The organism is Bradyrhizobium sp. LB13.1 (genome assembly GCF_054056815.1).
The window spans coordinates 5,815,662-5,837,018 of record NZ_JBSRYQ010000001.1 but is presented as its reverse complement, the minus strand read 5'-3'; the positions used below and the strand labels follow the sequence as shown (position 1 = coordinate 5,837,018).

16 protein-coding genes and 2 pseudogenes are annotated in these 21,357 nt (G+C 65.0%); 7 read left to right on the top strand and 11 right to left on the bottom strand.

Annotated features, from left to right (window positions below; genetic code table 11):
* Positions 1-130 precede the first annotated feature (130 nt).
* Complete coding sequence (locus tag ACVWYI_RS28390) at positions 131-385, bottom strand: hypothetical protein (protein ID WP_247352051.1); 255 nt, start codon at positions 383-385, stop codon at positions 131-133.
* Between ACVWYI_RS28390 and ACVWYI_RS28385 the strand changes: the two genes are divergently transcribed.
* Both ACVWYI_RS28385 and ACVWYI_RS28380 read left to right on the top strand, forming a co-directional pair.
* Positions 384-758, top strand: coding sequence for an Hpt domain-containing protein (locus ACVWYI_RS28385; protein WP_247352049.1), 375 nt, complete (start codon positions 384-386; stop codon positions 756-758). The genes ACVWYI_RS28390 and ACVWYI_RS28385 overlap by 2 nt on opposite strands.
* A 164-nt stretch (positions 759-922) precedes the next feature.
* The gene (locus ACVWYI_RS28380; protein WP_045008721.1) at positions 923-1,243 is read left to right on the top strand and encodes a 2Fe-2S iron-sulfur cluster-binding protein; all 321 of its coding nucleotides are present in this window, start codon (positions 923-925) and stop codon (positions 1,241-1,243) included.
* A gap of 13 nt (positions 1,244-1,256) precedes the next feature.
* Here ACVWYI_RS28380 and ACVWYI_RS28375 read toward each other — a convergent pair whose 3' ends face one another.
* Positions 1,257-1,724: an acyl-CoA thioesterase gene (locus ACVWYI_RS28375; protein ID WP_247352047.1), complete on the bottom strand. Its 468-nt coding sequence runs from the start codon at positions 1,722-1,724 to the stop codon at positions 1,257-1,259.
* A gap of 183 nt (positions 1,725-1,907) precedes the next feature.
* On the opposite strand from ACVWYI_RS28375, the pseudogene ACVWYI_RS28370 reads away from it, so the two are divergent.
* Positions 1,908-2,937: pseudogene (locus ACVWYI_RS28370) on the top strand (NAD(P)/FAD-dependent oxidoreductase).
* 123 nt (positions 2,938-3,060) lie between these two features.
* The gene (locus tag ACVWYI_RS28365) at positions 3,061-3,663 is read left to right on the top strand and encodes a DUF2147 domain-containing protein (protein WP_247352043.1); all 603 of its coding nucleotides are present in this window, start codon (positions 3,061-3,063) and stop codon (positions 3,661-3,663) included.
* Positions 3,664-3,732: 69 nt separating this feature from the next.
* Here ACVWYI_RS28365 and ACVWYI_RS28360 read toward each other — a convergent pair whose 3' ends face one another.
* From ACVWYI_RS28360 to ACVWYI_RS28320, 9 genes and pseudogenes are all read right to left on the bottom strand, one after another.
* A complete protein-coding gene (locus ACVWYI_RS28360) occupies positions 3,733-4,938 on the bottom strand; it encodes a mandelate racemase/muconate lactonizing enzyme family protein (protein WP_456663742.1) in 1,206 nt (401 codons plus the stop codon).
* A 43-nt stretch (positions 4,939-4,981) separates the two neighbouring features.
* Positions 4,982-6,524: pseudogene (gene garD / locus ACVWYI_RS28355) on the bottom strand (galactarate dehydratase).
* 16 nt (positions 6,525-6,540) lie between these two features.
* The gene (locus ACVWYI_RS28350; protein WP_247352039.1) at positions 6,541-7,989 is read right to left on the bottom strand and encodes an aldehyde dehydrogenase family protein; all 1,449 of its coding nucleotides are present in this window, start codon (positions 7,987-7,989) and stop codon (positions 6,541-6,543) included.
* Positions 7,990-8,065: 76 nt separating this feature from the next.
* Positions 8,066-9,409 (bottom strand): glucarate dehydratase, encoded by a 1,344-nt coding sequence (gene gudD, locus ACVWYI_RS28345; protein WP_247352037.1) that lies wholly within the window; start codon positions 9,407-9,409, stop codon positions 8,066-8,068.
* Positions 9,410-9,438: 29 nt separating this feature from the next.
* Positions 9,439-10,383, bottom strand: coding sequence for a 5-dehydro-4-deoxyglucarate dehydratase (gene kdgD / locus ACVWYI_RS28340; protein WP_247352035.1), 945 nt, complete (start codon positions 10,381-10,383; stop codon positions 9,439-9,441).
* Positions 10,384-10,506: 123 nt separating this feature from the next.
* A complete protein-coding gene (locus ACVWYI_RS28335; RefSeq protein ID WP_247352033.1) occupies positions 10,507-11,412 on the bottom strand; it encodes a LysR substrate-binding domain-containing protein in 906 nt (301 codons plus the stop codon).
* Positions 11,413-11,534: 122 nt separating this feature from the next.
* Entirely contained in the window at positions 11,535-12,887 is a 1,353-nt protein-coding gene (locus tag ACVWYI_RS28330; RefSeq protein WP_247352031.1) for an MFS transporter, read from the bottom strand.
* Positions 12,888-13,205: 318 nt separating this feature from the next.
* Positions 13,206-15,158, bottom strand: coding sequence for a hypothetical protein (locus tag ACVWYI_RS28325; RefSeq protein ID WP_456663741.1), 1,953 nt, complete (start codon positions 15,156-15,158; stop codon positions 13,206-13,208).
* Between the two features lie 94 nt (positions 15,159-15,252).
* Entirely contained in the window at positions 15,253-16,335 is a 1,083-nt protein-coding gene (locus ACVWYI_RS28320; protein ID WP_456663740.1) for a lysylphosphatidylglycerol synthase transmembrane domain-containing protein, read from the bottom strand.
* A 438-nt stretch (positions 16,336-16,773) separates the two neighbouring features.
* On the opposite strand from ACVWYI_RS28320, the gene ACVWYI_RS28315 reads away from it, so the two are divergent.
* The 3 genes from ACVWYI_RS28315 to ACVWYI_RS28305 all read left to right on the top strand — a co-directional run bounded on the left by ACVWYI_RS28315 (position 16,774) and on the right by ACVWYI_RS28305 (position 21,340).
* Positions 16,774-17,280 carry a YciE/YciF ferroxidase family protein gene (locus tag ACVWYI_RS28315; RefSeq protein WP_247352026.1) on the top strand — a complete coding sequence of 169 codons (507 nt, stop codon included), beginning with the start codon at positions 16,774-16,776 and terminating at the stop codon, positions 17,278-17,280.
* Between the two features lie 143 nt (positions 17,281-17,423).
* On the top strand, positions 17,424-18,827 hold the full coding sequence (locus tag ACVWYI_RS28310; RefSeq protein ID WP_456663739.1) for an MFS transporter: 1,404 nt from the start codon (positions 17,424-17,426) through the stop codon (positions 18,825-18,827).
* A gap of 113 nt (positions 18,828-18,940) precedes the next feature.
* Positions 18,941-21,340 (top strand): bifunctional diguanylate cyclase/phosphodiesterase, encoded by a 2,400-nt coding sequence (locus ACVWYI_RS28305; protein WP_456663738.1) that lies wholly within the window; start codon positions 18,941-18,943, stop codon positions 21,338-21,340.
* The last annotated feature ends 17 nt before the right edge of the window (positions 21,341-21,357 follow it).

Here is a 21,357-nt window from a genome sequence, read left to right as displayed (position 1 = left end):
CCTCGTTACTTGTACGCGTCCCTCCGCGAGCTCTGCGCGCTACGCAAGCCCACAGTCCGGATCATGCCGCTTGCGCGGATTTCCGAGCCGTCCCCACCCGGACGGCTTGTCCGCCAATTTCCAAAACATCCTATTGGCAGAGCGTCGCGAATGAAATGGCTGCGATTAAGACATTCTTAATCATCGTTAACAGGATCGCGCCGTAACGCCTTAGCAATACATGAAATTCTCCACCGGACTCGCCGGATTGCGGCAACTTTTCGTCAATAAACAGGCGGATTTGCGCAAAACTGCCGGAACACTTCGTTAACCATTTCCATGCTTCGGTGGAGGGAACCTGACCGCCGAACCGGCGGACATCGCGCGATGCCGGGGCCTGCGCCATGATGCCTGAACTGCAACGGATGGACTGGATGCCCTCGCCCCCGCTTGCACCCATCGACAACCTGCTCGACCTCGATCACCTCTCCCGCATGACGCTCGGCGACGCTGAGCTGGAACAGGAAGTGCTGGCGATGTTTGCCGAGCAGGCGGTCCGCCTGATTGCGGCTATGGCAGCGCTGCCGAGTGATGCCGGCGCACTCGCCCACAAGCTCAAGGGCTCGGCGCGCGGGATCGGCGCTTTTGCGGTGGCGGATGCCGCAGCCAGCCTCGAGACCGCGATCCGGACCGGCCAGGGCCGGCCCCACGCCTTCGCCGCGCTGAAAGAGGCGGTGACCGAGGCTCGCGCCGCCATCGAGACGATCCTGAAGCCTTAGGACGACAGGGCCGACCCGTGCCCTAGTCTTTTGTTTTGACGGGTTTTCTTGCCGCGAAGCGGGATTAACGTCTTATCAAAACGCTATGGCGCCGGGCTGACCGACCCGTTATAGGACAGCCCGGACCCTCCTTCATTCCCAAGATCGCGGCAGTACGAGCACACATGGCCAAAATTCACTTTGTCGATCACAAGGGCGAAACCCGTACGGTGGACGTCGAGAACGGCGCGACCGTGATGGAAGCCGCCATCCGCAACAGCATTCCCGGCATCGAGGCTGAATGCGGTGGCGCCTGCGCCTGCGCCACCTGCCATGTCTATGTCGACGAAGCCTGGCGCGAGAAGGTCGGCAGCCCGACACCGATGGAAGAGGACATGCTCGACTTCGGCTTCGACGTGCGCCCGAACTCGCGCCTGTCCTGCCAGATCAAGGTCTCCGACGAACTCGACGGCCTCGTCGTGGCGACGCCGGAACGCCAGGCCTAACTCTCCGTAGCTATCATGTGCTCGGCGGCGCGACCTCAATGCCGCGCTTGTGCCAGGGTCTGAGCTTCTCGAGCACTTCTGAGGTCAGCGGTGCCGGCCGTCGCGTCGTCTCGTCGAGCATGACGCCGACTGACGTCGCAGACGCAATACATTTCCCGTTCGAAAACACGACCTGCTCGAAGGTCACCGATGTCCGCCCGAGCTTCACCACGCCGAGGCCGAGCTCGATCGTATTCGGCCAGTGCAACTCGGCGCGAAAATGCATGTCGAGCCGCACCATGATCCAGGCAAGTCCCGGCGGCGTCAGGCCGTATTCCGGAAGCTTCATCAGCGTGACACGGCCGGTCTCGAAGTAGGTGGCGTAGACCGCGTTATTGACGTGCTGGTTGGGATCGAGATCACCGAAGCGGACATTGTCGCTGAGGCGAAAAGGGTAGTCCTCCAGGCGCGGCGTCGTATCGAGGCGGCGTGGTGCGTTCACCGATTGATCTCCGTCATATCGTTGCTCGTTACAGCCCAGTTATCCTGACCCGGCAAGTGGGCGCGGCTGCGGGGCGCTCCCGCTTTTATGCCTTCCCTGATCCATCCCCGTTGGCTAGACAGGCAGGGTCACCTCTGCCCGCCGGGCGCCGGCCCACCGATAACGACCGATAAAAGAGACGACATGAGCGATGTGATCAAAACCGATGTGCTGATTATTGGCGCCGGCCCCTGCGGTCTGTTCGCCGCCTTCGAGCTTGGCCTTCTCGACATGAAGGCGCATTTCGTCGACATCCTCGACAAGGTCGGCGGCCAGTGCGCCGAACTCTATCCGGAAAAGCCGATCTACGACATTCCCGGCATTCCGCAGGTTTCGGGCCAGGGTCTCACCGAGGCGCTGATGGAGCAGATCAAGCCGTTCCATCCGACCTTCCATCTTGGCGAGATGATCGAGACCGTGGAGAAGATCGGCGATCCCTTGTTCCGCTGCACCACCGACGCCGGCAAGGTGTTCGAATGCAAGGTGCTGGTGATCGCTGCCGGCGGCGGCTCGTTCCAGCCCAAGCGTCCGCCGGTGCCGGGGATCGAAGCCTATGAAGGAAGCTCGGTGCACTACGCCGTGCGCAAGATGGAGACGTTCCGCGACAAGAACGTGCTGATCGTCGGCGGCGGCGATTCCGCGCTCGACTGGACGCTCAATCTGCATCCGATTGCCAACCGCATCACGCTGCTGCACCGTCGCGACGATTTTCGCGCCGCCCCCCACAGCGTCGAGCAGATGCGCGCGCTGGTCGCTGGCGGCAAGATGGATCTGCGGCTCGGCCAGGTCACCGCGCTGTCAGGCAACGAGGGCAAGCTGACCGGTGCCACGATCAAGGGCAACGACAACAATGTGACCGATATTGCCTGCGACACCATGCTGCCGTTCTTCGGGCTGACCATGAAACTCGGTCCGGTCGCGAACTGGGGCATCTCGCTGGAGAACAATCTGGTGCCGGTCGAGACGTCCGCGTTCGAGACAAATGTGCGCGGCATCTTCGCGATCGGCGACATCAACACCTATCCCGGCAAGCTCAAGCTGATCCTGTGCGGTTTCCACGAGGGCGCGCTGATGTCGCAAAAAGCCCATCGCTATGTCTATCCGGAGAAGCGGCTCGTGTTCCCAGTACACGACTTCGTCCTCCAGCCTGCAAAAGAAGCTCGGTGTCAACTGACGGCGGCGAGCGGGGAGGCGGTGCCCATGTTCCTGGTGCTGGAACCGTTCGCGAAATCGCCGTAGTCTGCGGCCATTGGAGTGACGGCTCAGCAAGGCCGATTGGCTTAGCAAGGTGATGATAATGCGGAATCTCTTTTCCAGCTTTCGGCTGTTCTCGCTCCTCGCGCTCGCGATGTCGCTCGGTGCGGTGAGCCCGGCTGCGGCGCAAGTCCAGCAGCCAACCGCCGCGGGTCTTTGGCAGAAGGTCGAAGACGGCAAGACGGTGGGATGGTTTCTCTTCATCGACCACAGCGGTGTGTTCGAAGGCGTGATCGCAAAAACCTTTCCGCGGCCCGGCGACGATCCGAACGAGATCTGCGCGAAATGCACGGACGATCGCAAGAACGCGCCGGTGCTCGGGCTCTCCTTCATCCGCGACATGAAGCGCGACGGCTTGAAGTACGACGGCGGCAACGTGGTCAATCCGCGCGACGGCAACGTCTGGAAGGCCAAGATGACGGTCAGCCCTGATGGCCAGACGCTGACGATGCGCGGCTTCCTCGGCATCTCCCTGTTCGGCAAGGACGAGACCTGGACGCGTCTGCCCGACGCCAACATTGCCCAGGTCGACCCCGCCATCGTCGCGAAATATCTCCCGGCGCAAGCGACCGCCGCGACCAAGCCCGTGCCCGCGCCCGCGGCGAAGAAGGGCGGCGCGATGATGGCGCCCGCGCCGAAGCAGTAGGCCGTTTCCCGCTTAGCTCCGCTGTCATTCCCCGCGGGAGTCGTCGCGCGGTGACGCGTCGGTCGTGCCCTACGCGCTGAAAATGGACTCTCGGACCACTACGTCCGCGCGGCGGCGCACGTCCGGATTGAGCGCAAGCCCGAGGCCGGGCGCACGCGGCGCAGACACGATGCCGTTGTTCACGGTCGGAAGAGCGGTGACGAGATCGCGATACCAGGTCGAGAGCGTCGCGCGCACGACCTCCTGGAAGATCGCGGTCGGCGCATGCAGCGCCAGATGCAGCCCCGCCATCAGCGCGACCGGGCCGGTACAATCGTGCGGGGCGAGCGGCTTGTTGTAGGCTTCGGCCAGGGCGGCGATTTTGCGCGCCTCGGTCAATCCGCCACACCAGGCGATGTCGAGCATCACCACGTCGATGGCGTCGGCCGCGAGCAGATTGCGGAAGCTCGCCGCGCCCGCCAGCGTTTCGCTGCCGCAGATCGGCGTTTTCACGCGCCGTCTGAGGTCGGCAAGGCCCTGCACATCGTCCATCTTGCCGAGGGGATCCTCGACCCAGAACACGCCGTAATCTTCGAGCGCGCGGCAGATGCGCTCGGCGGTCTGCGCGCCCCACAGGCTGTGCAGCTCGCACATGATCTCGATGCGTTCGCCGACGGCGGCGCGGATCTTCCGGAACGGTTCGAGACCGGTCTTGAGGTCGATCAGGGAAATCGAATGGCCGCCATTGGCGGCAAAGGGGTCGAATGGCCAGATCTTCATGGCGCCATAGCCTTCGCTCAAAAGGCTTTCGGCGAGCGCTCCGGCGTCGCGCATGAAGGCGATCTGATCGTCATAGGGGCCGAGCGCGACGTCGTCCGCACCGATCTCGCGGCGCCTGGCGCTCTTTGTATTGTAGGCATAGCCGGCGCAAGTGTTGTAGGCGCGGATTTCGAGTCGGCTCGCGCCGCCGAGCGCCTCGTGCACGGGAATGCCGTGGCGCTGGCCCTTGAGGTCCCACAACGCGATGTCGATGGCGCTGGCGGCGCGCACCTCGGCGCTGACGCTGTGGAAGCCGAGATACGGCGTCAGCAACTGACGCGATACGGCTTCGATGCGGCGGGAATCCTGGCCGAGCACCAGCGGTGCTGCGAGCTCATGGACGGCAGCCTCAACGGCCTGCGCGCCCCGAAAGCTTTCGCCGAGGCCGGTCAGTCCTTCGTCGGTCTCGACCTCGACCCAGATCAGGTTCGGCCGCTCGTCGATGCGGATCGTGCGCAGGGTCGTGATGCGGGACATTCAAACGTCCTCTTGGGTCGTTGGCCGGCGCCGCGATCGGCGCTCAGGTCACCGGCGCCGGATTGAACAGCGTGAGATCGTTGTGGATGCCCCAGCGATCCGACCAGGGTTGCGTGCGGCCGCTGGCGACGTCGAGGATCAAGCGGAACAGGTCCCAGCCGGTTTCCTCGATGGTCTTCTCGCCGGTGGCGATGCTGCCGGCATCGAAATCGATCAGGTCCTTCCAGCGGCGCGCAAGCTCGCTGCGGGTCGCGACCTTGATCACGGGCGCCGCCGCAAGGCCGTAAGGCGTGCCGCGGCCGGTGGTGAACACTTGCAGCGTCATGCCGGAGGCGAGCTGCAGCGTGCCGCAGATGAAGTCGGACGCAGGAGTCGCCGCGAACAGCATGCCCTTCTGCGTTGCCTTCTCGCCGGGCGAGAGCACGCCGGTGATGGCGCTTGATCCGGACTTGACGATCGAGCCCAATGACTTCTCGACGATGTTGGCAAGCCCGCCCTTCTTGTTGCCAGGCGTGGTGTTGGCGCTGCGATCGGCGCCGCCGCGGGCCAGATAGGAATCGTACCAGGCCATCTCGCGCACCAGCGCGCGGCCGACGTCCTCGTTGATGGCGCGCCGGGTGAGCAGCTGGATCGCATCGCGCACTTCGGTGACTTCGGAGAACATCACGGTGGCGCCGGCGCGCACCAGCAGGTCCGCGGCGAAGCCGACGGCCGGGTTCGCGGTGACGCCGGAGAAGGCGTCGCTACCGCCGCATTGCAGGCCGATGACGAGATCGGCGGCCGGGCAGGTCTCGCGGGTGCGCCTGTTGAGGATTTTCAGGCGGGCTTCGGCCTGGGTCATGATCGCGTCGACGATCGCGCCAAACCCGTCGAAGGCTTCGTCCTGCATGCGCACGATGGCGTTGCTGACGCCTTCGGGCACCAGCCGCTCGGGCGCGAGCTTTTCGCAAGCCGAGGCTGATGACCAGGATCTCGCCACCGAAGTTCGGGTTCTGCGCGATGTTTTGCAGCGTGCGGATCGGAATCACGGCGTCGGGCGCGTTGATGGCGACGCCGCAGCCATAGGCATGCGTCAGCGGCACGACGTCATCGACGTTCGGGTACTTCGGCAGCAGTTCGGCGCGGATGCGCTTGACCGCATATTCCATCGTGCCCTTGACGCATTGCACGGAGGAGGAGATGCCGAGGATGTTCTTGGTGCCGACCGAACCGTCCGAGTTGCGAAAGCCCTCGAAGGTAAAACCTTCGAGCGGCGGCAGCGGCGCGGGCACGGCGGTCGAGATTTCGAGCTTGTCGAGGGCAGGGGCCTCCGGCATGCGGATGCGCGCCTCGTCCACCCATTCGCCGGCCAGGATCGGCGAGAGCGCGTGGCCGATCACCTCGCCGTAGCGGATGATCGGCTGATCCTGTGCAATGTCGACCAGGGCCGTCTTGTGTCCTTGCGGCACGAAGGCGCGCAGCGTCAGCCCGCAGGCAAAGCGGGAGCCGGCGGGAAGCCCGAAATCATTGACCACGATCGCGACATTGTCGCGCTCGTTGAGCTTGATGTAGCGCGGCTGTTCTTTCGCTGCGACGTCCTGGTCCATTTGATATTCCCCGTGGTTAGCCGGGATACGTATAGGCGGTCTTCACCGTCGTGTAGAACTCGCGGGCATACGAGCCCTGCTCGCGGGCACCGTAGCTCGAACCCTTCCGGCCGCCGAACGGCACGTGATAGTCGACGCCGGCGGTCGGCAGATTGACCATCACCATGCCGGACTCGCTGTTGCGCTTGTAGTGCGAGGCGTATTTCAGGCTGGAGGTGCAGATGCCGGAAGCGAGGCCGAACTCGGTGTCGTTGGAGATCGCCAGCGCCTCTTCGTAGTTCTTGGCGCGAATGACGGTAGCCACCGGCCCGAAGATCTCTTCGCGCGCGATGCGCATGTTGTTGTTGGCTTCGGTGAACAGCGCCGGCTGCAGGTAGTGGCCGGGCGTCTCGCGCTTGAGCAGCTCGCCGCCCCAAGCGAGCTTGGCGCCCTCGTCCTGGCCGATCTTGATGTAGCGCAGGTCCTGGTCGAGCTGGCTCTGGTCGACCACGGGACCGATATGCACGCCGGCCTTGAGCGCGTCGTCCACCGACAGGCCCTTCAGGCGCTCGGCCATTGCGGCGACGAAGCGGTCATGGATGCCTTCGGTGACGATCAGGCGGGACGAAGCAGTGCAGCGCTGGCCGGTCGAGAAATAGGCGCCGTTGACGGCGACCTCGACGGCGGTCTTGAGATCGGCGTCGTCGAGCACGACCAGCGGGTTCTTGCCGCCCATCTCGAGCTGGAACTTCTTCATCGGGTTCGAGAGCACGCAGGCCTGCGCGATCTTGCGCCCCGTCTGCACCGAGCCGGTGAAGGAGATCGCGGCGACATCCGGGTGCTCGAGCAGGGTCTGCCCGACCACCGAGCCGGAGCCGATCACGAGGTTGAACACGCCGGCAGGAATGCCGGAACGGGTGATGATCTCGGACAGCGCATGCGCCGAGCCCGGCACCAGCTCGGCCGGCTTGAAGACGACAGTGTTGCCGTAGCAGAGCGCCGGCGCGATCTTCCAGGCGGGGATCGCGATCGGGAAATTCCAGGGCGTGATCATGCCGACGACTCCGACCGGCTCACGGGTGAGCTCGACGTCGATGCCGGGACGCACCGAGGCGCCCTTCTCGCCGATCAGGCGCAGCGCTTCGCCGGCGAAGAACGCAAAAATCTGGCCGGCGCGCGCGACCTCGCCGATACCTTCGGGCAGCGTCTTGCCTTCCTCGCGGGCGAGCAGGCGGCCGAGTTCTTCCTTGCGGGCGATGATCTCGAGAGAGATCTTGTTCAGCGCGTCATAGCGCACCTGCGGCGTCGACTGCGCCCAGGCGGGGAAGGCGGCCTTGGCGGCGGCCACGGCCTTCTCGGTCTGCGCCTTGTCGGCCTTGGCGTATTCGCCGACGACGTCGTTGGTGTTGGAGGGGTTGATGTTCCTGGTGACGGCGGAGCCATCGACCCATTCGCCGCCGATGAAGTTCTTCAGGATCGCAGTCATGTTGTCCTCCTTATTTGAGAAGCATGATCCTTGTCGGAAAACCGGTGTCCAATTGTCCGGGATCATGCCTGAATTCTTAACGCACGAGGCAGGGACGCTTGTCGTCGAAGGTCCAGCCGGGGATCAGGTCCTGCATGGCAATAGCGTCATCGCGGGCGCCGAGTCCATGCTGCTTGTAGAGGTCATGCGCTGCGTCGATGGCGGCCCTGTCGATTTCGATACCCAGGCCCGGCCTGTCAGGCACGGCGATCTTGCCGCCCTTGATCTGGAGCGGCTCCTTGGTTAGCGCCTGGCCGTCCTGCCAGATCCAGTGGGTGTCGATCGCGGTGACCTTGCCGGGGGCGGCGGCGCCGACATGGGTGAACATGGCGAGCGAGATGTCGAAATGGTTGTTGGAGTGCGAGCCCCAGGTCAGGCCGTTGTCGCGGCAGGTCTGGGCCACGCGCACCGAGCCTTGCATGGTCCAAAAATGGGGATCGGCCAGCGGAATGTCCACCGCGCCCAGCCGCAACGCATGAGAGAGCTGCCGCCAGTCGGTTGCGATCATGTTGGTCGCGGTCGGCAGGCCAGTTGCACGGCGGAACTCGGCCATGATCTCACGGCCGGAGAAGCCGCTTTCCGCGCCGCAGGGGTCTTCGGCATAGGCGAGGATGCCGTGCATGTCCTTGCAGAGGCTGACAGCCTCGTCGAGCGACCATGCGCCGTTCGGATCGAGCGTCACGCGCGCGTTCGGAAAGCGTCTGGCGATCGCGGTGACGGCTTCGATCTCCTGCTCGCCGCGCAGCACGCCGCCCTTCAGCTTGAAATCGGCGAAGCCGTAACGGTCGTGGGTGGCTTCCGCGAGCCGCACCACGGTTTCCGGCGTCATCGCCTGCTGATGGCGGAGGTTGAACCATTCGGCCTTGCCGGTCTCGCCCTTGACGTAGGCGAGTTTGCTCTTGCTGACGTCGCCGACGAAGAAGAGATAGCCGAGCGTCTCGACGCTGTTGCGCTGCTGGCCCTCGCCGAGCAGGGCTGCGACCGGCAGGTTGAGATGCTGGCCGAGCAAATCGAGCAGCGCGGACTCCACGGCCGTGACGGCGTGGATCATGACGCGGAGATCAAAGGTCTGCTTGCCACGGCCGCCGGAATCGCGATCGGCGAAGGCGGTCCTGATATCGGCGAGGATGTTGTTCATCGCGCCGACGGTCTTGCCAATCACGAGATCACGGGCGTCCTGCAGCGTCTGCCAGATCTTCTGCCCGCCCGGCACCTCGCCGACGCCGGTGTGACCGGCATTGTCGGTGAGGATGACGATGTTGCGGGTGAAGAACGGCGCATGCGCGCCGCTCAGATTGAGGAGCATGCTGTCACGGCCCGCGACCGGGATCACTTGCATCGCCGTGACGACCGGTGCACCCGAGATTTCAGTCTGGGCCATCGCACGCTCCTCCCTGTTGTGTTCTATCGTTATTCTGCCGCCTGTTGTGACGATCGAATGGCGGGCAGGTTCTTCACCAGCGCGGCCACTTCTGCGATCTCCTGCTCGGAGAGGTCGGTGAGCGGCGGGCGGACCGGACCGGAATCGCGGCCGATCACCTTCATGCCGGCCTTGATGATCGAGACCGCATAGCCCTTCTTGCGGTTGCGGATCGCGATCAGCGGCAGGATGAAATCCTTCAGCCCGGCGTGGATCGTCGCATGGTCGCGCTTGCGCACGGCGGCGTAGAAGTTGGTGGCGAATTCCGGAACGAAGTTGAACACGGCGGAGGAGTAGGTCGTCACGCCCATGTCGAGATAGGGCAGCGCGAACGTCTCCGCGGTCGGCAGGCCCCCGATATAGGTGAGGCGATCGCCGAGCTTGGTGTAGACGCGGGTCATCAGCTCGATGTCGCCGATGCCGTCCTTGTAGCCGACGAGGTTCGGGCAGCGCTCGGCAAGGCGAGCGAGCGTATCGGGCTGAAGGATCGCGTTGTCGCGGTTGTAGACGATGACGCCGATCTTCACGGAGGCGCAGATCGCTTCGACATGGGCAGCGAGGCCGTCCTGCTCGGCATGGGTGAGATAGGGCGGCAGCAGTAGAAGGCCGTCGGCGCCGGCCTTCTCGGCGCCGATCGCGATCTCGCGCGCGGTGGCGGTGCCGTAGCCGGTGCCGGCGAGCACGGGCACGCGGCCCTTGGTCTCGTCCACGGCGATCTTGACGATATGCGGAACCTCTGCCGCGGTCAGCGAGAAGAACTCGCCGGTGCCGCCGGCGGCGAACAGGCCGGCAACGTCATAGCCGCACAGCCAGTCCATGTTGGCGCGGTAGGTCGTCTCGTCGAAGGAGTAATCCGCCTTGAACGGTGTGACGGGGAAGGACAGGAGGCCGGATCCGATCTTCTGGGCCATTTCCTGCGGGGTCATCTTGCTCATGGGCGCTGCTCCCTTGTCTCGTGTTGTGGAGGACGCAAGCCTGCGCGTCCATGCGCCGTGGTTTAGGAGACCGTTCGATGCGCGTCCAAGCCAAAGCCTATATCGACCAATGCGAAATCAGCATCAATCTTCCCTCACCTCCGCCGAGGACAATTCGCTCGCGATTTTGACGAGCGCCGAGAGCAGCGGATTCTCGTCGTCGCGCCGCCAGACCATGAACAGCTCGACGGGAACGCGCGTGCGCAGCTTGAGCGGCCGCAGGCGGACGTCCGCGATCTTCAGGCTCGCCGCCGCCGCCGGCACGATCGCAAGGCCGAGGCCGGCGCGCACCATGGCGAGGATCGAGTGGATCTGGCTCAGGTGCTGCACGTAGCGCGGCAAAATGTCGGCGCGGGTGAACATCGCCACCAGCACGTCGTGAAAATAGCGGCTCTCATAGGGCGAATACATCACGAAGGGCTGGTTGTCGAAATCCTTGATGGTGATGCTCTCGGCATTCGCCAGCGGATGTTTTTTCGGGATCGCGGCGAGCAGGGGCTCGGCGACGACGCGGCGGCTGGCGATCTCGGGACGCGCGATCGGAGGCCTGAGCAGGCCGGCATCGATCTGGCCCGAGGACAGCGCCTCGAACTGGTCGCCGGACACCATCTCCTTCAGTGAGAAGTCCACCTCGGGCAGCTTGGCGCGGCAGGCCGCGACGAGCTCGGGCAGGAAGCCGTAGGCGGCGGCCGCGGTGAAGCCAATCTTCAGCGAGCCGGTCTTGCCGAGCGCGATGCGACGGGCGACTTGCGAGGCGCTTTCCGCAAGCTTCAGGATGCGCCGCGCTTCCGGCAGGAAGCTGCGCCCGGCAGGCGTCAGCCGCACCGAGCGGCTGGTGCGCTCCAGCAGCGGCGCGTCGATGATGTGCTCGAGCACCTGGATCTGCCGGGACAGCGGCGGCTGGGTCATGTTCAGCCGCGCCGCGGCGCGGCCGAAATGCAATTCTTCCGCCACCGTGACGAAACAGCGGAGCTGGTTAAGGTCAAACATCGATACATGCCTTAGATGGATAAGGCGTTTCCCCGGCACTTCTAGCATCGATTACCCCCAAAACAAAGACGGCGGCTGTGAAGCCGCCGTTAAGTTGCCTGGTCAAGCTCCCATGGGAGCCCTCAGGAGGAACGTTTGAGCACCACGCGCTCGATCTTGCCCACGATCACGAGATAGGCGAATGCGGCCACCAGCGCATTGGCGCCGACGAATATCAGCGCGCCGTTGAACGAGCCGGTCGCGGCCAGGATGTAGCCGATCACGATCGGGGTGCTGATCGAGGAGAGATTGCCGAAGGTGTTGAACAGGCCGCCCGAGACGCCGCCGGCTTCCTTGGGCGAGGTATCGGAGACGACAGCCCAGCCGAGCGCGCCGATGCCCTTGCCGAAGAAGGCGAGCGCCATGAAGCCGACCACCAGCGCCTGCCCGTCGACATAGTTGCAGGCGATGATCGACATCGAGAGCAGCATGCCGCCGACGATCGGGATCTTGCGTGCCATGGTCAGCGAACCCGTCTTGCGCAGGATGGCGTCGGAGATGACGCCGCCGAGCACGCCGCCGATGAAGCCGCACAGCGCCGGCAGCGTCGCGACGAAGCCGGCCTGCAGGATCGACAGGCCGCGCTCCTTGACGAGATAGACCGGGAACCAGGTCAGGAAGAAATAAGTCAGCGTGTTGATGCAGTACTGGCCGAGATAAACGCCGAGCATCATGCGGTTGGAGAGCAGCTGGCGGATGTGATCCCAGCCGGGGCCGGAAGCCGCCGCGCGCTCATGTTTCAGATCGTCTTTGGGCGCATCGAGGTCAACCAGTGCACCGCCTTCTTTGATGTAGTCGAACTCGGCCTCGTTGATGCCAGGATGCTCCTTCGGACCGTAGATGGTCTTGATCCAGACCAGACCCATCACGACGCCGAGCGCGCCCATCACGAAGAACACGTAGCGCCAGCCGTAGTCATGCGCGATCCAGCCCATCAGCGGCGCGAAGATCACGGTCGCGAAATACTGCCCGGAATTGAAGAAGGCGGACGCGGTTCCGCGCTCGTTGCTCGGAAACCAGGCCGCAACGATGCGGGCATTGGCGGGGAATGAGGGCGCTTCGGCGATGCCGACCAGGAAGCGCAGGCCGAACAGCACGGTGATTGCGGTGCCGGCGCTCAAGAAGCCGACCCAACCCTGCAGGGTCGTGAACAGCGACCAGACGATGATGCTGAAGGCATAGACGAGGCGCGAGCCGTAGCGGTCGAGCAGCCAGCCGCCCGGCACCTGCGCGAGCACATAGGACCAGCCGAAGGCCGAGAAGATGTAGCCCATGGCGACGGGATCGAGATGCAGCTCCTTGGAGAGCGCGGGACCCGCGATCGACAGCGTGGCGCGGTCGGCATAATTGACGGTCGTGACCAGGAACAACATGGTCACGATGAACAGCCTGACGCGAGACCTCCTCACGTCCGCTGTGGACATCACTGCGCTCATTACGCGCCTCCTTAGAACTCGAACGTTTCCTCACGACGACTCCTAGAGGCGCGCGCGGCAAAGTGTCCAAGCTCAAGGCAGCATCGATCGATGCCGTTTTTGGATTGATGGAACGGCAGGTGAGCGGGAACGATGTGTGGTGATGGCGAACCCGATTGCGCCACGCGTGCCGTTGTCATTCCCCGCGAAGGCGGGGAATCCTGGACGCCGCGACGTCTCGATTCAATCACGTCTGTCACGGAGTACTCGATCGCCCGCCCCAGTGCGCAAGGGCGCACAAGGCGGGCGATGGCAGTGTGCGTGTAGAGGTTGCGTGAACTATTGCTGCGCGCCCGGCAGCAACGGTGCGAGCAGCCCGCGTGTCACGCCCGGCGGCGCGGCATCCAGACCAAGCACTGCGGCCGCGGCCGGCAGTGCGGCATCCGCCATCGCGGCGTGGCCTTCGGCGCTTGGGTGCACGGCGCCGCCATAGATGGCGGAGAGCACGCCCCAGGTCGCGTCGTGGATGTCGGTCGGCTGGCTCGCCGCCGGCAAGCCTTGCGGATAGGTCATCGCGGCGAAGTAACTGTCATTGGCGTCGCGGATCCAGCGCGCGCGCGGCAAATAGGCGCGGAATTCGGAGGCGCCGCGGCCGCACAGCATCGGCTGGCTCGCCGCGCTCACGATATCAGGATTGAAGCTCTGGCCGTTCTCGGCAAAGCAGGTGCGGTCGAATTCGGGATCGTTGCCCGAATGCGCGCAGAAGCCGTGATCGGCGAAAGCCGCCTGATGCGAATCCACGAAGGTCATGCGGTCGGCCTCGGGATCGCGGCACAGCGCGCCCCGGGTGCAGGTGGCGAGCCCCTTTAGCGCCGGCAAGAATTCGGTGTCGACGAAAGTCGAGACGCGGGCGAGGCGCTGCGGATCGGCGTTGAAGGCGGGATGGATGTCGAACCCGGCGCGGCCGCCGCGGCAGGGCACGCCGCCGTCTGCGAGCGCTGGGTTGGCGTAGGAGACGTAGACCACGTGCGAGAGGTCGCCGCCGACCAGCGGCTTCAGCGCCTCGCGCAGCTTGACGAAATTCTGCGGCAGCTCGCGCGCCAGCGCATCGCGGGAATCATCGACGCTCGCCATCACGCCGGAGCGGCGGAATAGCGCGCGCTCAGTTGCGGTCTCGACGATCACGTCGGCGACGAGGCCGGAGAAATAGACGTCGTTGGCGCCGACCGAGAGCAGCACGAGGTCGAGCGTGCGCTCGGGCTGGCGCTTCTTTGCGGCGGTCAGCGCCTCGCGCAGCTCGGCGACTTGTGCGTTCACGCTGGTGTTGCAGACGCCGGTCTTGCCGGGCGGGCATTCGCGGGCGCGCTGCGAGCCGAGCAGCCCGTCGCCGATGCTGGCGCCGGTGCAGGCGAGCGGCAGAAAGGTCACGGCCACGTGGGTGTAGCGTACCGCGAGCGCCAGCGCGGTGCGGGCCTGGTAGCTGTAGAGTGAGCGATGGCAGGGCGAGTTGAACCAGAGCGCGCTGTAACGCTGCCAATTGGCGAGCGTATCCGGCGCCTCGCAGGCGCGGCCGCCTTTATATCCGGCCCGGCTCGGCCGGTAATACTGCGCGCCGGCGGTGCCGAGATAAGAGCGGAAGCAAAAACCTTCGTCCGACAGCGCCAGCGGCCGGTCCGGATTGCCTTCGCCCGAGGCGATGCTATCCCCGAGGCCAGCGACGAAGATGTCGCGGACCTGGATCTCAGTCTGGACGCGTTGGGTCGGATCGGAGCCGGAGGAGACGTCGACGCTCGCGACCGTCTGCTTGCCGTAGCGGACCCGCAGATTGACCGGCTCGGCGCAGTCGAAGGTGGATTGTTGCGGCCCTTCGCCGTCGTCGAACGACCAGGCGCAGGTGGCGCCGACCGGCACTGCACCGGTGAGGCGCACGGTGACGGGGTGGTCAATCGGGGTGATATAGTCTTCCTTTGTATTGTCGCGGGTGCAGGGCTGGTTGACCCGGCCCTGTAGGTCGATGCAGAGTCGGTTGACCATGTTGCGGGCCCAGCCGCGGCCCTCGCTCTGGAGTTCGAGCGACTGCTCGGCGGAGAGGATGCTGCGGTTACGCGCACTCTCGACATGGAGCTGGAAGTCGCGCTCCTCGCGGAACAACCGGAAGCGGTTGCGCACCTCCCAGCTGATCTGCATGGCGCCCGCATCTTGCGCGGCCACCCGCTCCAGCGGCAAGGCGGTGAGGAGCCCGGCGAGCAGCAGGGCGCCGGCGAGGAAACGGCGAAGGGATACAGGGATCATGGCCCGCGTCTTCAACGGCAAAGTTGAGGCGGAAATAAGAGAGGAACAGCTCCCCCGCCTGCAACATTGGTCTGACGGCTTTGCTGGCCGCCGTCTAGCGTTTGCTGGCCTGCCGAAGCGACCGCTCGCGCTCCATCGCTGCCACCTGCTGTGGCAGGTTGGACTGCGCGCAGGCCTCCGCCAGTCGTCGGCGCTCCTGCCAGGGCTCCACCACATTCATCCAGAGCTCGCGTGCGCCCATGATGGAGATGGCAAGACCGAACGGGATGACGAAATAGAGGATGCGGAAGACGAGGAGCGTGGCCAAAAGCTGCTCGCGGCCGAATTCGGGCAGCGCCACCAGCATGGCGGCGTCGAACACGCCGAGCGAGCCGGGAGCGTGGCTGGCGAAGCCGAGCAGTGTCGCCAGGATGAACACCACCGAGAGCGACAGGAAGTCGATCTGCGGATTGGCCGGCACCAGAAGGTACATCGCCAGCGCGCAGAAACCGAGATCGACGACGCCGATCAGGACCTGCACCAGCGTCAGCGGCGCCGACGGCAGCACCACCTTCCAGCCCTTCTGGCCGAGCTCGCGGCGCTTCTCGCCCATGCAGAGCCAGACCAGATAGGCGCCGATCGAGGCGAGGCCGCCGAGCGCGATCAGCCGATTGATCGACGACGGCAGCTGATCCATGTAGGAGGCGGCAGCCGGGTGGATGGCCATGCCGATCGAGAGCACGAAGATGTTACCGAGCCAGAAGGTCAGGCCGGACAGGAAGCAGATTTTCGCGACGTCGATCGCATTCAGCCCGTAATCCGAATAGATCCGGAAGCGGATCGCTCCGCCGGTAAAAACCGTGGCGCCGATATTGTGACCGATCGAATAGGACGTGAAGCTGGAGAGCGCTGCGATGCGATAGGGCACGTGCTTCTTGCCGATCGTTCGCAGTGCAAAAAAATCGTAGAAGGTCAGCGTACAGAACGCGAAGCACACGCAGATCGCCGCCAGTCCGATATTGCCGCGGGGAATCTCGGTCAGCGCGGTCAGGATGACCCCGGTATCGATGCCCTTGAGGGTCCGCACCAGCGTGGTGATGGCGAAAGCGATGATGAAGACGCTCGCCGCAATGCCGAGGCGTCGCCAGCCGATCCATCTCGTGAAGCCGCGTTTCAGCGCGGGCAGCAATCCGTGCATTCATCCTCCCGGCAGGGGCAAGACCAACCAGGCCAGACATTGGCCGGTCGGGTTACGATCCAAGGCCAAAGGTCGGCGTTGATCGCTAGGCATGATGTAGCTCATTTAGGCATGATGTAGCTCATTTAAGGCAAAAACAGTGACTTGTGCAGCCCTTGACAACGATAGGTTCTGCGCTGGACACGCTACTTTTGTCATACGCGGTTCACATCGGAGGCGCGTTAAGCATATGAGTCGTGGGCCCGATCGCGTCCCTATCTGACATGGTTTCAGATCCTGCACGGCCGGCATTGTTCCAGCGCAAAGGGTGCGGGCTTTTTTGGAACGTCAATGCCGTGCGCCGGTTAGCGCCCCATCAGCAATTGAACATGGCGGAATAGGCGGCTTTTCGCGCAAGCCGATGCCTCCGTGTTCCAAAAAACCGAGAGGATCGGACCGATGGGACTGTTCACAAAAGACATCAAGACCATGAACGACCTGTTCGTGCACCAGCTCCAGGACATCTATTACGCCGAGCAGCAGCTCACCAAGGCGCTGCCGAAAATGGCAGATAAGGCGACGGATCCGCAGCTGAAGCAGGGCTTTTTGACGCACCTCGAAGAAACCAAGCAGCACGTCAAGCGCCTCGAGGAAGTGTTCAAGATGCACGGTGCGGAGGTAAAGGCGGTCGACTGCCCCGCGATCGACGGCATCATCGAGGAAGCCGACGAGACTGCAGGCGAAGTCGCCGACAAGGCGGTGCTCGACGCCGCGCTGATCAACGCGGCACAGGCCGCGGAGCATTACGAGATCGTCCGCTACGGCAGCCTGATCGCCTGGGCCAAGCAACTCGGCCGCACGGACTGCGCCAGCGTGCTCGCCAAGACGTTGGAAGAGGAGAAGGCGACCGACAAGAAGCTGACCACGCTCGCCGAGAGCAAGGTGAACTTGCGCGCGGCGAGCTAGGACCAGGCGTAGCCAAGGATAGAGCGTCGCGCGGTCATCCGCGCGACGCTCGCACGTTACGCATCCATAATTCGATCGTTGTCGAAACATGACGGCGGGCTGGAAGTATATGTTTCGCATGGGGCTGCAACCGAGGTGGCAGCATGCGAGTAAGCACCATCAGATACGAAGCCTTCGGGGCCGGCGCGTCGCATGCCGGCTCGCATCTTGCGACTTCCCTCACCCTTGCCGCGATGAGCCTTGGTTATGGCGTGGTGCAGCTCGACGTCACCATCGTCAACACCGCGCTCGATGCGATGGGCAAGACGCTCGGCGGCGGCGTCGCCGAGCTGCAATGGGTGGTCAGCGCCTACACCATCGCGTTTGCTGCCTTCATCCTGACCGCCGGCGCGCTCGGTGACCGGATCGGCGCCAAGCGCGTCTTCATGGCGGGCTTCGCCATCTTCACCGCAGCCTCGCTCGCCTGCGCGCTATCGCCCAATGCGACCGTGCTAATCGCAGCGCGGCTGGTCCAGGGGCTGGCGGCCGCGATCCTGGTGCCGAATTCTCTGGCGCTGCTCAGCCATGCCTATCCGGACGACCGGCAGCGCGGCCGCGCCGTTGCGGTCTGGGCCGCCGGTGCGAGCCTCGCGCTCACGGCCGGTCCCTTCGTCGGCGGCGCGCTGATCACACTGGTCGGCTGGCGCGCGATCTTCCTGGTCAATCTGCCGATCGGGCTGACCGGCCTGTGGCTGAGCTGGCGCTATGCGGCCGAAACCACGCGGTCGCGCTCGCGCGAGATCGATCTGCCCGGCCAGCTTGCCGCGATCGGTGCGCTGGGGGCGCTCGCCGGCGCGATCATCGAAGGCGGCGCGCTTGGCTGGGAACATCCAGCCGTGATCGTAGCCTTTGTCGCAGCCGCAATTCTCGCCGTGCTCTTCATCTGGCGCGAGAGCCGCGCAGCGCAGCCGATGCTGCCGCTGTCGCTGTTCGGCCATCGGCTGTTCGCGCTGACCTCGCTCGTCGGCCTGCTCGTCAACGTCGCGATCTACGGCCTGATCTTCGTGCTCAGCCTGTATTTCCAGAGGATCAACGGGCTGTCGGCGTGGTGGACCGGTCTCGCCTTCGTGCCGATGATGGGGGCGGTGCTGCCGGTCAATCTGCTGGCGCCGCGCCTCGCCGAGCGTATCGGCTCATGCCCGACCATCGTCGTCGGCGCCTGCGTCTCGGCGCTTGGTTGCCTCGGCCTGCTCCGGATCGAAGCCGGCACGAGCTATTGGGCGATCTTCGCGCAGATGATCGCGATCAGCGGCGGACTTGGGCTGCTGGTGCCGCCGCTGACCTCGACCTTGCTGGGCAGCGTCGAGAAGGCGCGCTCCGGCATCGCCGCGGGAGTCCTGAACGCGACGCGGCAGACCGGCAGTGTCCTCGGCGTCGCGCTGTTCGGCTCGCTGGTGGCCTCGGAGGGGGCGTTCATGACGGGCCTGCATCTGTCGCTGGTCGTGTCCGCGGCCGTGCTGCTGCTCGCCGCCGCCGTGATCGGCTTCGGCGCGCCTCCGCGCGGATGAACAATCCGAGTGAACGAACACATCTTCCGTTCACCATTCCCGAAACAGGCACGTAGCCGGTTACCGACTGTCCATCTCTGTCGGTTCAAGTGCGGGTCGATAGGGGCCCCGCAATGTATCAAGTTCTCTACTGTCTCACCGAGGAGCACGACTGGCGGCTGGTCGCGCTTGGCGGCGCGGTGTGCCTGCTCGCAAGCGCGGCGGCGATCAGTCTGTTTCACCGGGCGCGCGCGACGCACGGCCCCGGGCGTCTGGTCTGGATCGCCCTGGATGCCGCCGTCAGCGGATGCGGCATCTGGGCGACGCATTTCATCGCGATGCTCGCCTACGGGCCGGGCGGCGCCGGCGCCTACAACATCCCGGTGACCATCCTTTCGCTGATCTTCGCGATCGCCGTGACGTTCGTGGGGCTGAGCATCGCGGTATCGTCCTCGCGCGCCCCGTGGATCGTGCTCGGCGGTGCCATCGTCGGCGCCGGGGTCGCGACGATGCATTACACCGGCATGGCGGCGCTGGAGATGCCGGCACGCGTCGACTGGATCGGAAGCACGGTTACCGTCTCGGTGCTGTTCGGAGTTGTCTTTGCAGCGCTCGCGCTGTTCGTCGCCGCGCGGCGCGACGACCTCTTCCATGCGCTGAGCGCGACCACCCTGCTGACGGTCGCCATCGTCGCGCATCATTTCACCGCAATGGGCGCGGCTGTGCTGACGCCGGATCCGACGCTCGCGATCAGCGGGTTATCGATCCCGCCGGCCTCGTTGTCCTTCCTCACCGCGGGTGCCGCGGTCGCGATCATCGCGATTGCGCTCGTAGCCGCGTTGCTCGACCGCCGCGCCAAGGGCGAACTGGGCCGGCAGCAGATCGTGCTGGACACGGCGCTCGAGAACATGTCGCAGGGACTGTGCATGTTCGACGCGGACGGCAAGATCATCCTGTTCAACGAGCGCTATGCCGCCATGCTCGGCCGCACCGACATCCTGCTCACGGGCCGCCTGCTGGTCGACGTGCTGCGGGAGGAGCAGGCCAAGGGTCAGTGGCAGGGCGATGCGGGCGAGTTCTTCGCGCGCCTTGTCGCCGATGCGCGCGAGAGCCGCACCACGACCGACGTCGCGACCAGGTTCGGCCGGTCCATCCGGGTCGTCAACCAGCCGATGCAGGGCGGCGGCTGGGTCGCGACCTTCGAGGACATCACCGAATGGCTGGAGGCCCAGGCCAAGATCTCGCACATGGCCCGTCATGACGCGCTGACCAGTCTGCCGAACCGCGTGCTGTTCCACGAGCAGCTCGTGCAGGGACTGCGCCGGACCCGATCGGGCGACCAGCTTGCGGTGCTTTGTCTCGATCTCGATCACTTCAAGGACATCAACGACTCGCTTGGCCATCCCATCGGCGATGCGTTGCTCAAGGAGGTCGGCCGCAGGCTGAAGGCCACCGTCGGCGAGAGCGACACCGTCGCGCGACTCGGTGGCGACGAGTTCGCCGTGGTCCAGATCGGACGTTCCGAGGAAACTGCGGCACGATCCCTTGCCGGCCGCCTCGTCGAGGTGATTTCGGCGCCTTACGAGATCGACGATCATCAGATCGTCATCGGCGTCTCGATCGGCATCTCGCTGTCGCCGCAGGACGGCAGCAATCCGGACGAGCTGTTGAAGAATGCCGACCTCGCATTGTATCGCGCCAAGGCGGACGGCCGCGGCACATATCGGTTCTTCGAGACCGGCATGGATGCGCGCGCGCAGGCGCGGCGCCTGCTGGAGATGGACCTGCGCGCCGCGGTGCAACGCGACGAGTTCGAGGCGTATTATCAGCCGATCCGCGACGTCGCCAGCGGTCGCGTCGTCGCCTTCGAGGCGCTGCTGCGCTGGAACCATCCGCAGCGCGGCCTGATCGCGCCCCTCAACTTCATTCCGCTGGCCGAGGAGACCGGACTGATCATCCAGCTCGGCGAGTTCGTGCTGCGCTCCGCCTGCGCCGACGCAGCCACCTGGCCCGACGATGTCGACGTCGCCGTCAACCTGTCACCGGTGCAGTTCAAGAATCCGAACCTGATCGCGTCCGTCACCGCGGCGCTGGCCGCTTCGGGACTCGATGCGCGCCGGCTCGAGCTCGAGATCACCGAATCCGTGCTGCTCCAGAACAGCGAGGCGACGCTGACCACGCTGCATGAGCTCCGCGCCATGGGCGTGCGCATCTCGCTCGACGATTTCGGCACCGGCTATTCGTCGCTGAGCTATCTGCGCAGCTTCCCCTTCGACAAGATCAAGATCGACCGCTCCTTCGTGTCGGAACTCGCGACCCGCGAGGATTCCATGGCGATCATCCGCGCCGTGACCGGGCTGGGGCGGAGCCTCGGCATCGTCACCACCGCGGAAGGCGTCGAGAACGACGCCCAGCTCGAGCTGCTCCGGCGCGAAGGCTGCACTCAGGCGCAGGGCTATCTGTTCAGCAAGCCGCGGCCCGCCTGCGATGTCGCGATCATGCTGAACCGGCCGCAGCTGCGCGCGTCGGCGTGATAGTCTGTTGTTTGAGC

Coding starts and splice junctions, on each gene's coding strand:
- ACVWYI_RS28330 (WP_247352031.1), bottom strand. CDS start 12,887: ATGAGCGCAGTGATGTCCACAGCGGACGTGAGGAGGTCTCGCGTCAGG.
- ACVWYI_RS28315 (WP_247352026.1), top strand. CDS start 16,774: ATGGGACTGTTCACAAAAGACATCAAGACCATGAACGACCTGTTCGTG.
- ACVWYI_RS28360 (WP_456663742.1), bottom strand. CDS start 4,938: ATGTCCCGCATCACGACCCTGCGCACGATCCGCATCGACGAGCGGCCG.
- ACVWYI_RS28365 (WP_247352043.1), top strand. CDS start 3,061: ATGCGGAATCTCTTTTCCAGCTTTCGGCTGTTCTCGCTCCTCGCGCTC.
- gudD (WP_247352037.1), bottom strand. CDS start 9,409: ATGGCCCAGACTGAAATCTCGGGTGCACCGGTCGTCACGGCGATGCAA.
- ACVWYI_RS28305 (WP_456663738.1), top strand. CDS start 18,941: ATGTATCAAGTTCTCTACTGTCTCACCGAGGAGCACGACTGGCGGCTG.
- ACVWYI_RS28380 (WP_045008721.1), top strand. CDS start 923: ATGGCCAAAATTCACTTTGTCGATCACAAGGGCGAAACCCGTACGGTG.
- ACVWYI_RS28325 (WP_456663741.1), bottom strand. CDS start 15,158: ATGATCCCTGTATCCCTTCGCCGTTTCCTCGCCGGCGCCCTGCTGCTC.
- ACVWYI_RS28310 (WP_456663739.1), top strand. CDS start 17,424: ATGCGAGTAAGCACCATCAGATACGAAGCCTTCGGGGCCGGCGCGTCG.
- ACVWYI_RS28385 (WP_247352049.1), top strand. CDS start 384: ATGATGCCTGAACTGCAACGGATGGACTGGATGCCCTCGCCCCCGCTT.
- ACVWYI_RS28350 (WP_247352039.1), bottom strand. CDS start 7,989: ATGACTGCGATCCTGAAGAACTTCATCGGCGGCGAATGGGTCGATGGC.
- ACVWYI_RS28320 (WP_456663740.1), bottom strand. CDS start 16,335: ATGCACGGATTGCTGCCCGCGCTGAAACGCGGCTTCACGAGATGGATC.
- ACVWYI_RS28335 (WP_247352033.1), bottom strand. CDS start 11,412: ATGTTTGACCTTAACCAGCTCCGCTGTTTCGTCACGGTGGCGGAAGAA.
- ACVWYI_RS28390 (WP_247352051.1), bottom strand. CDS start 385: ATGGCGCAGGCCCCGGCATCGCGCGATGTCCGCCGGTTCGGCGGTCAG.
- kdgD (WP_247352035.1), bottom strand. CDS start 10,383: ATGAGCAAGATGACCCCGCAGGAAATGGCCCAGAAGATCGGATCCGGC.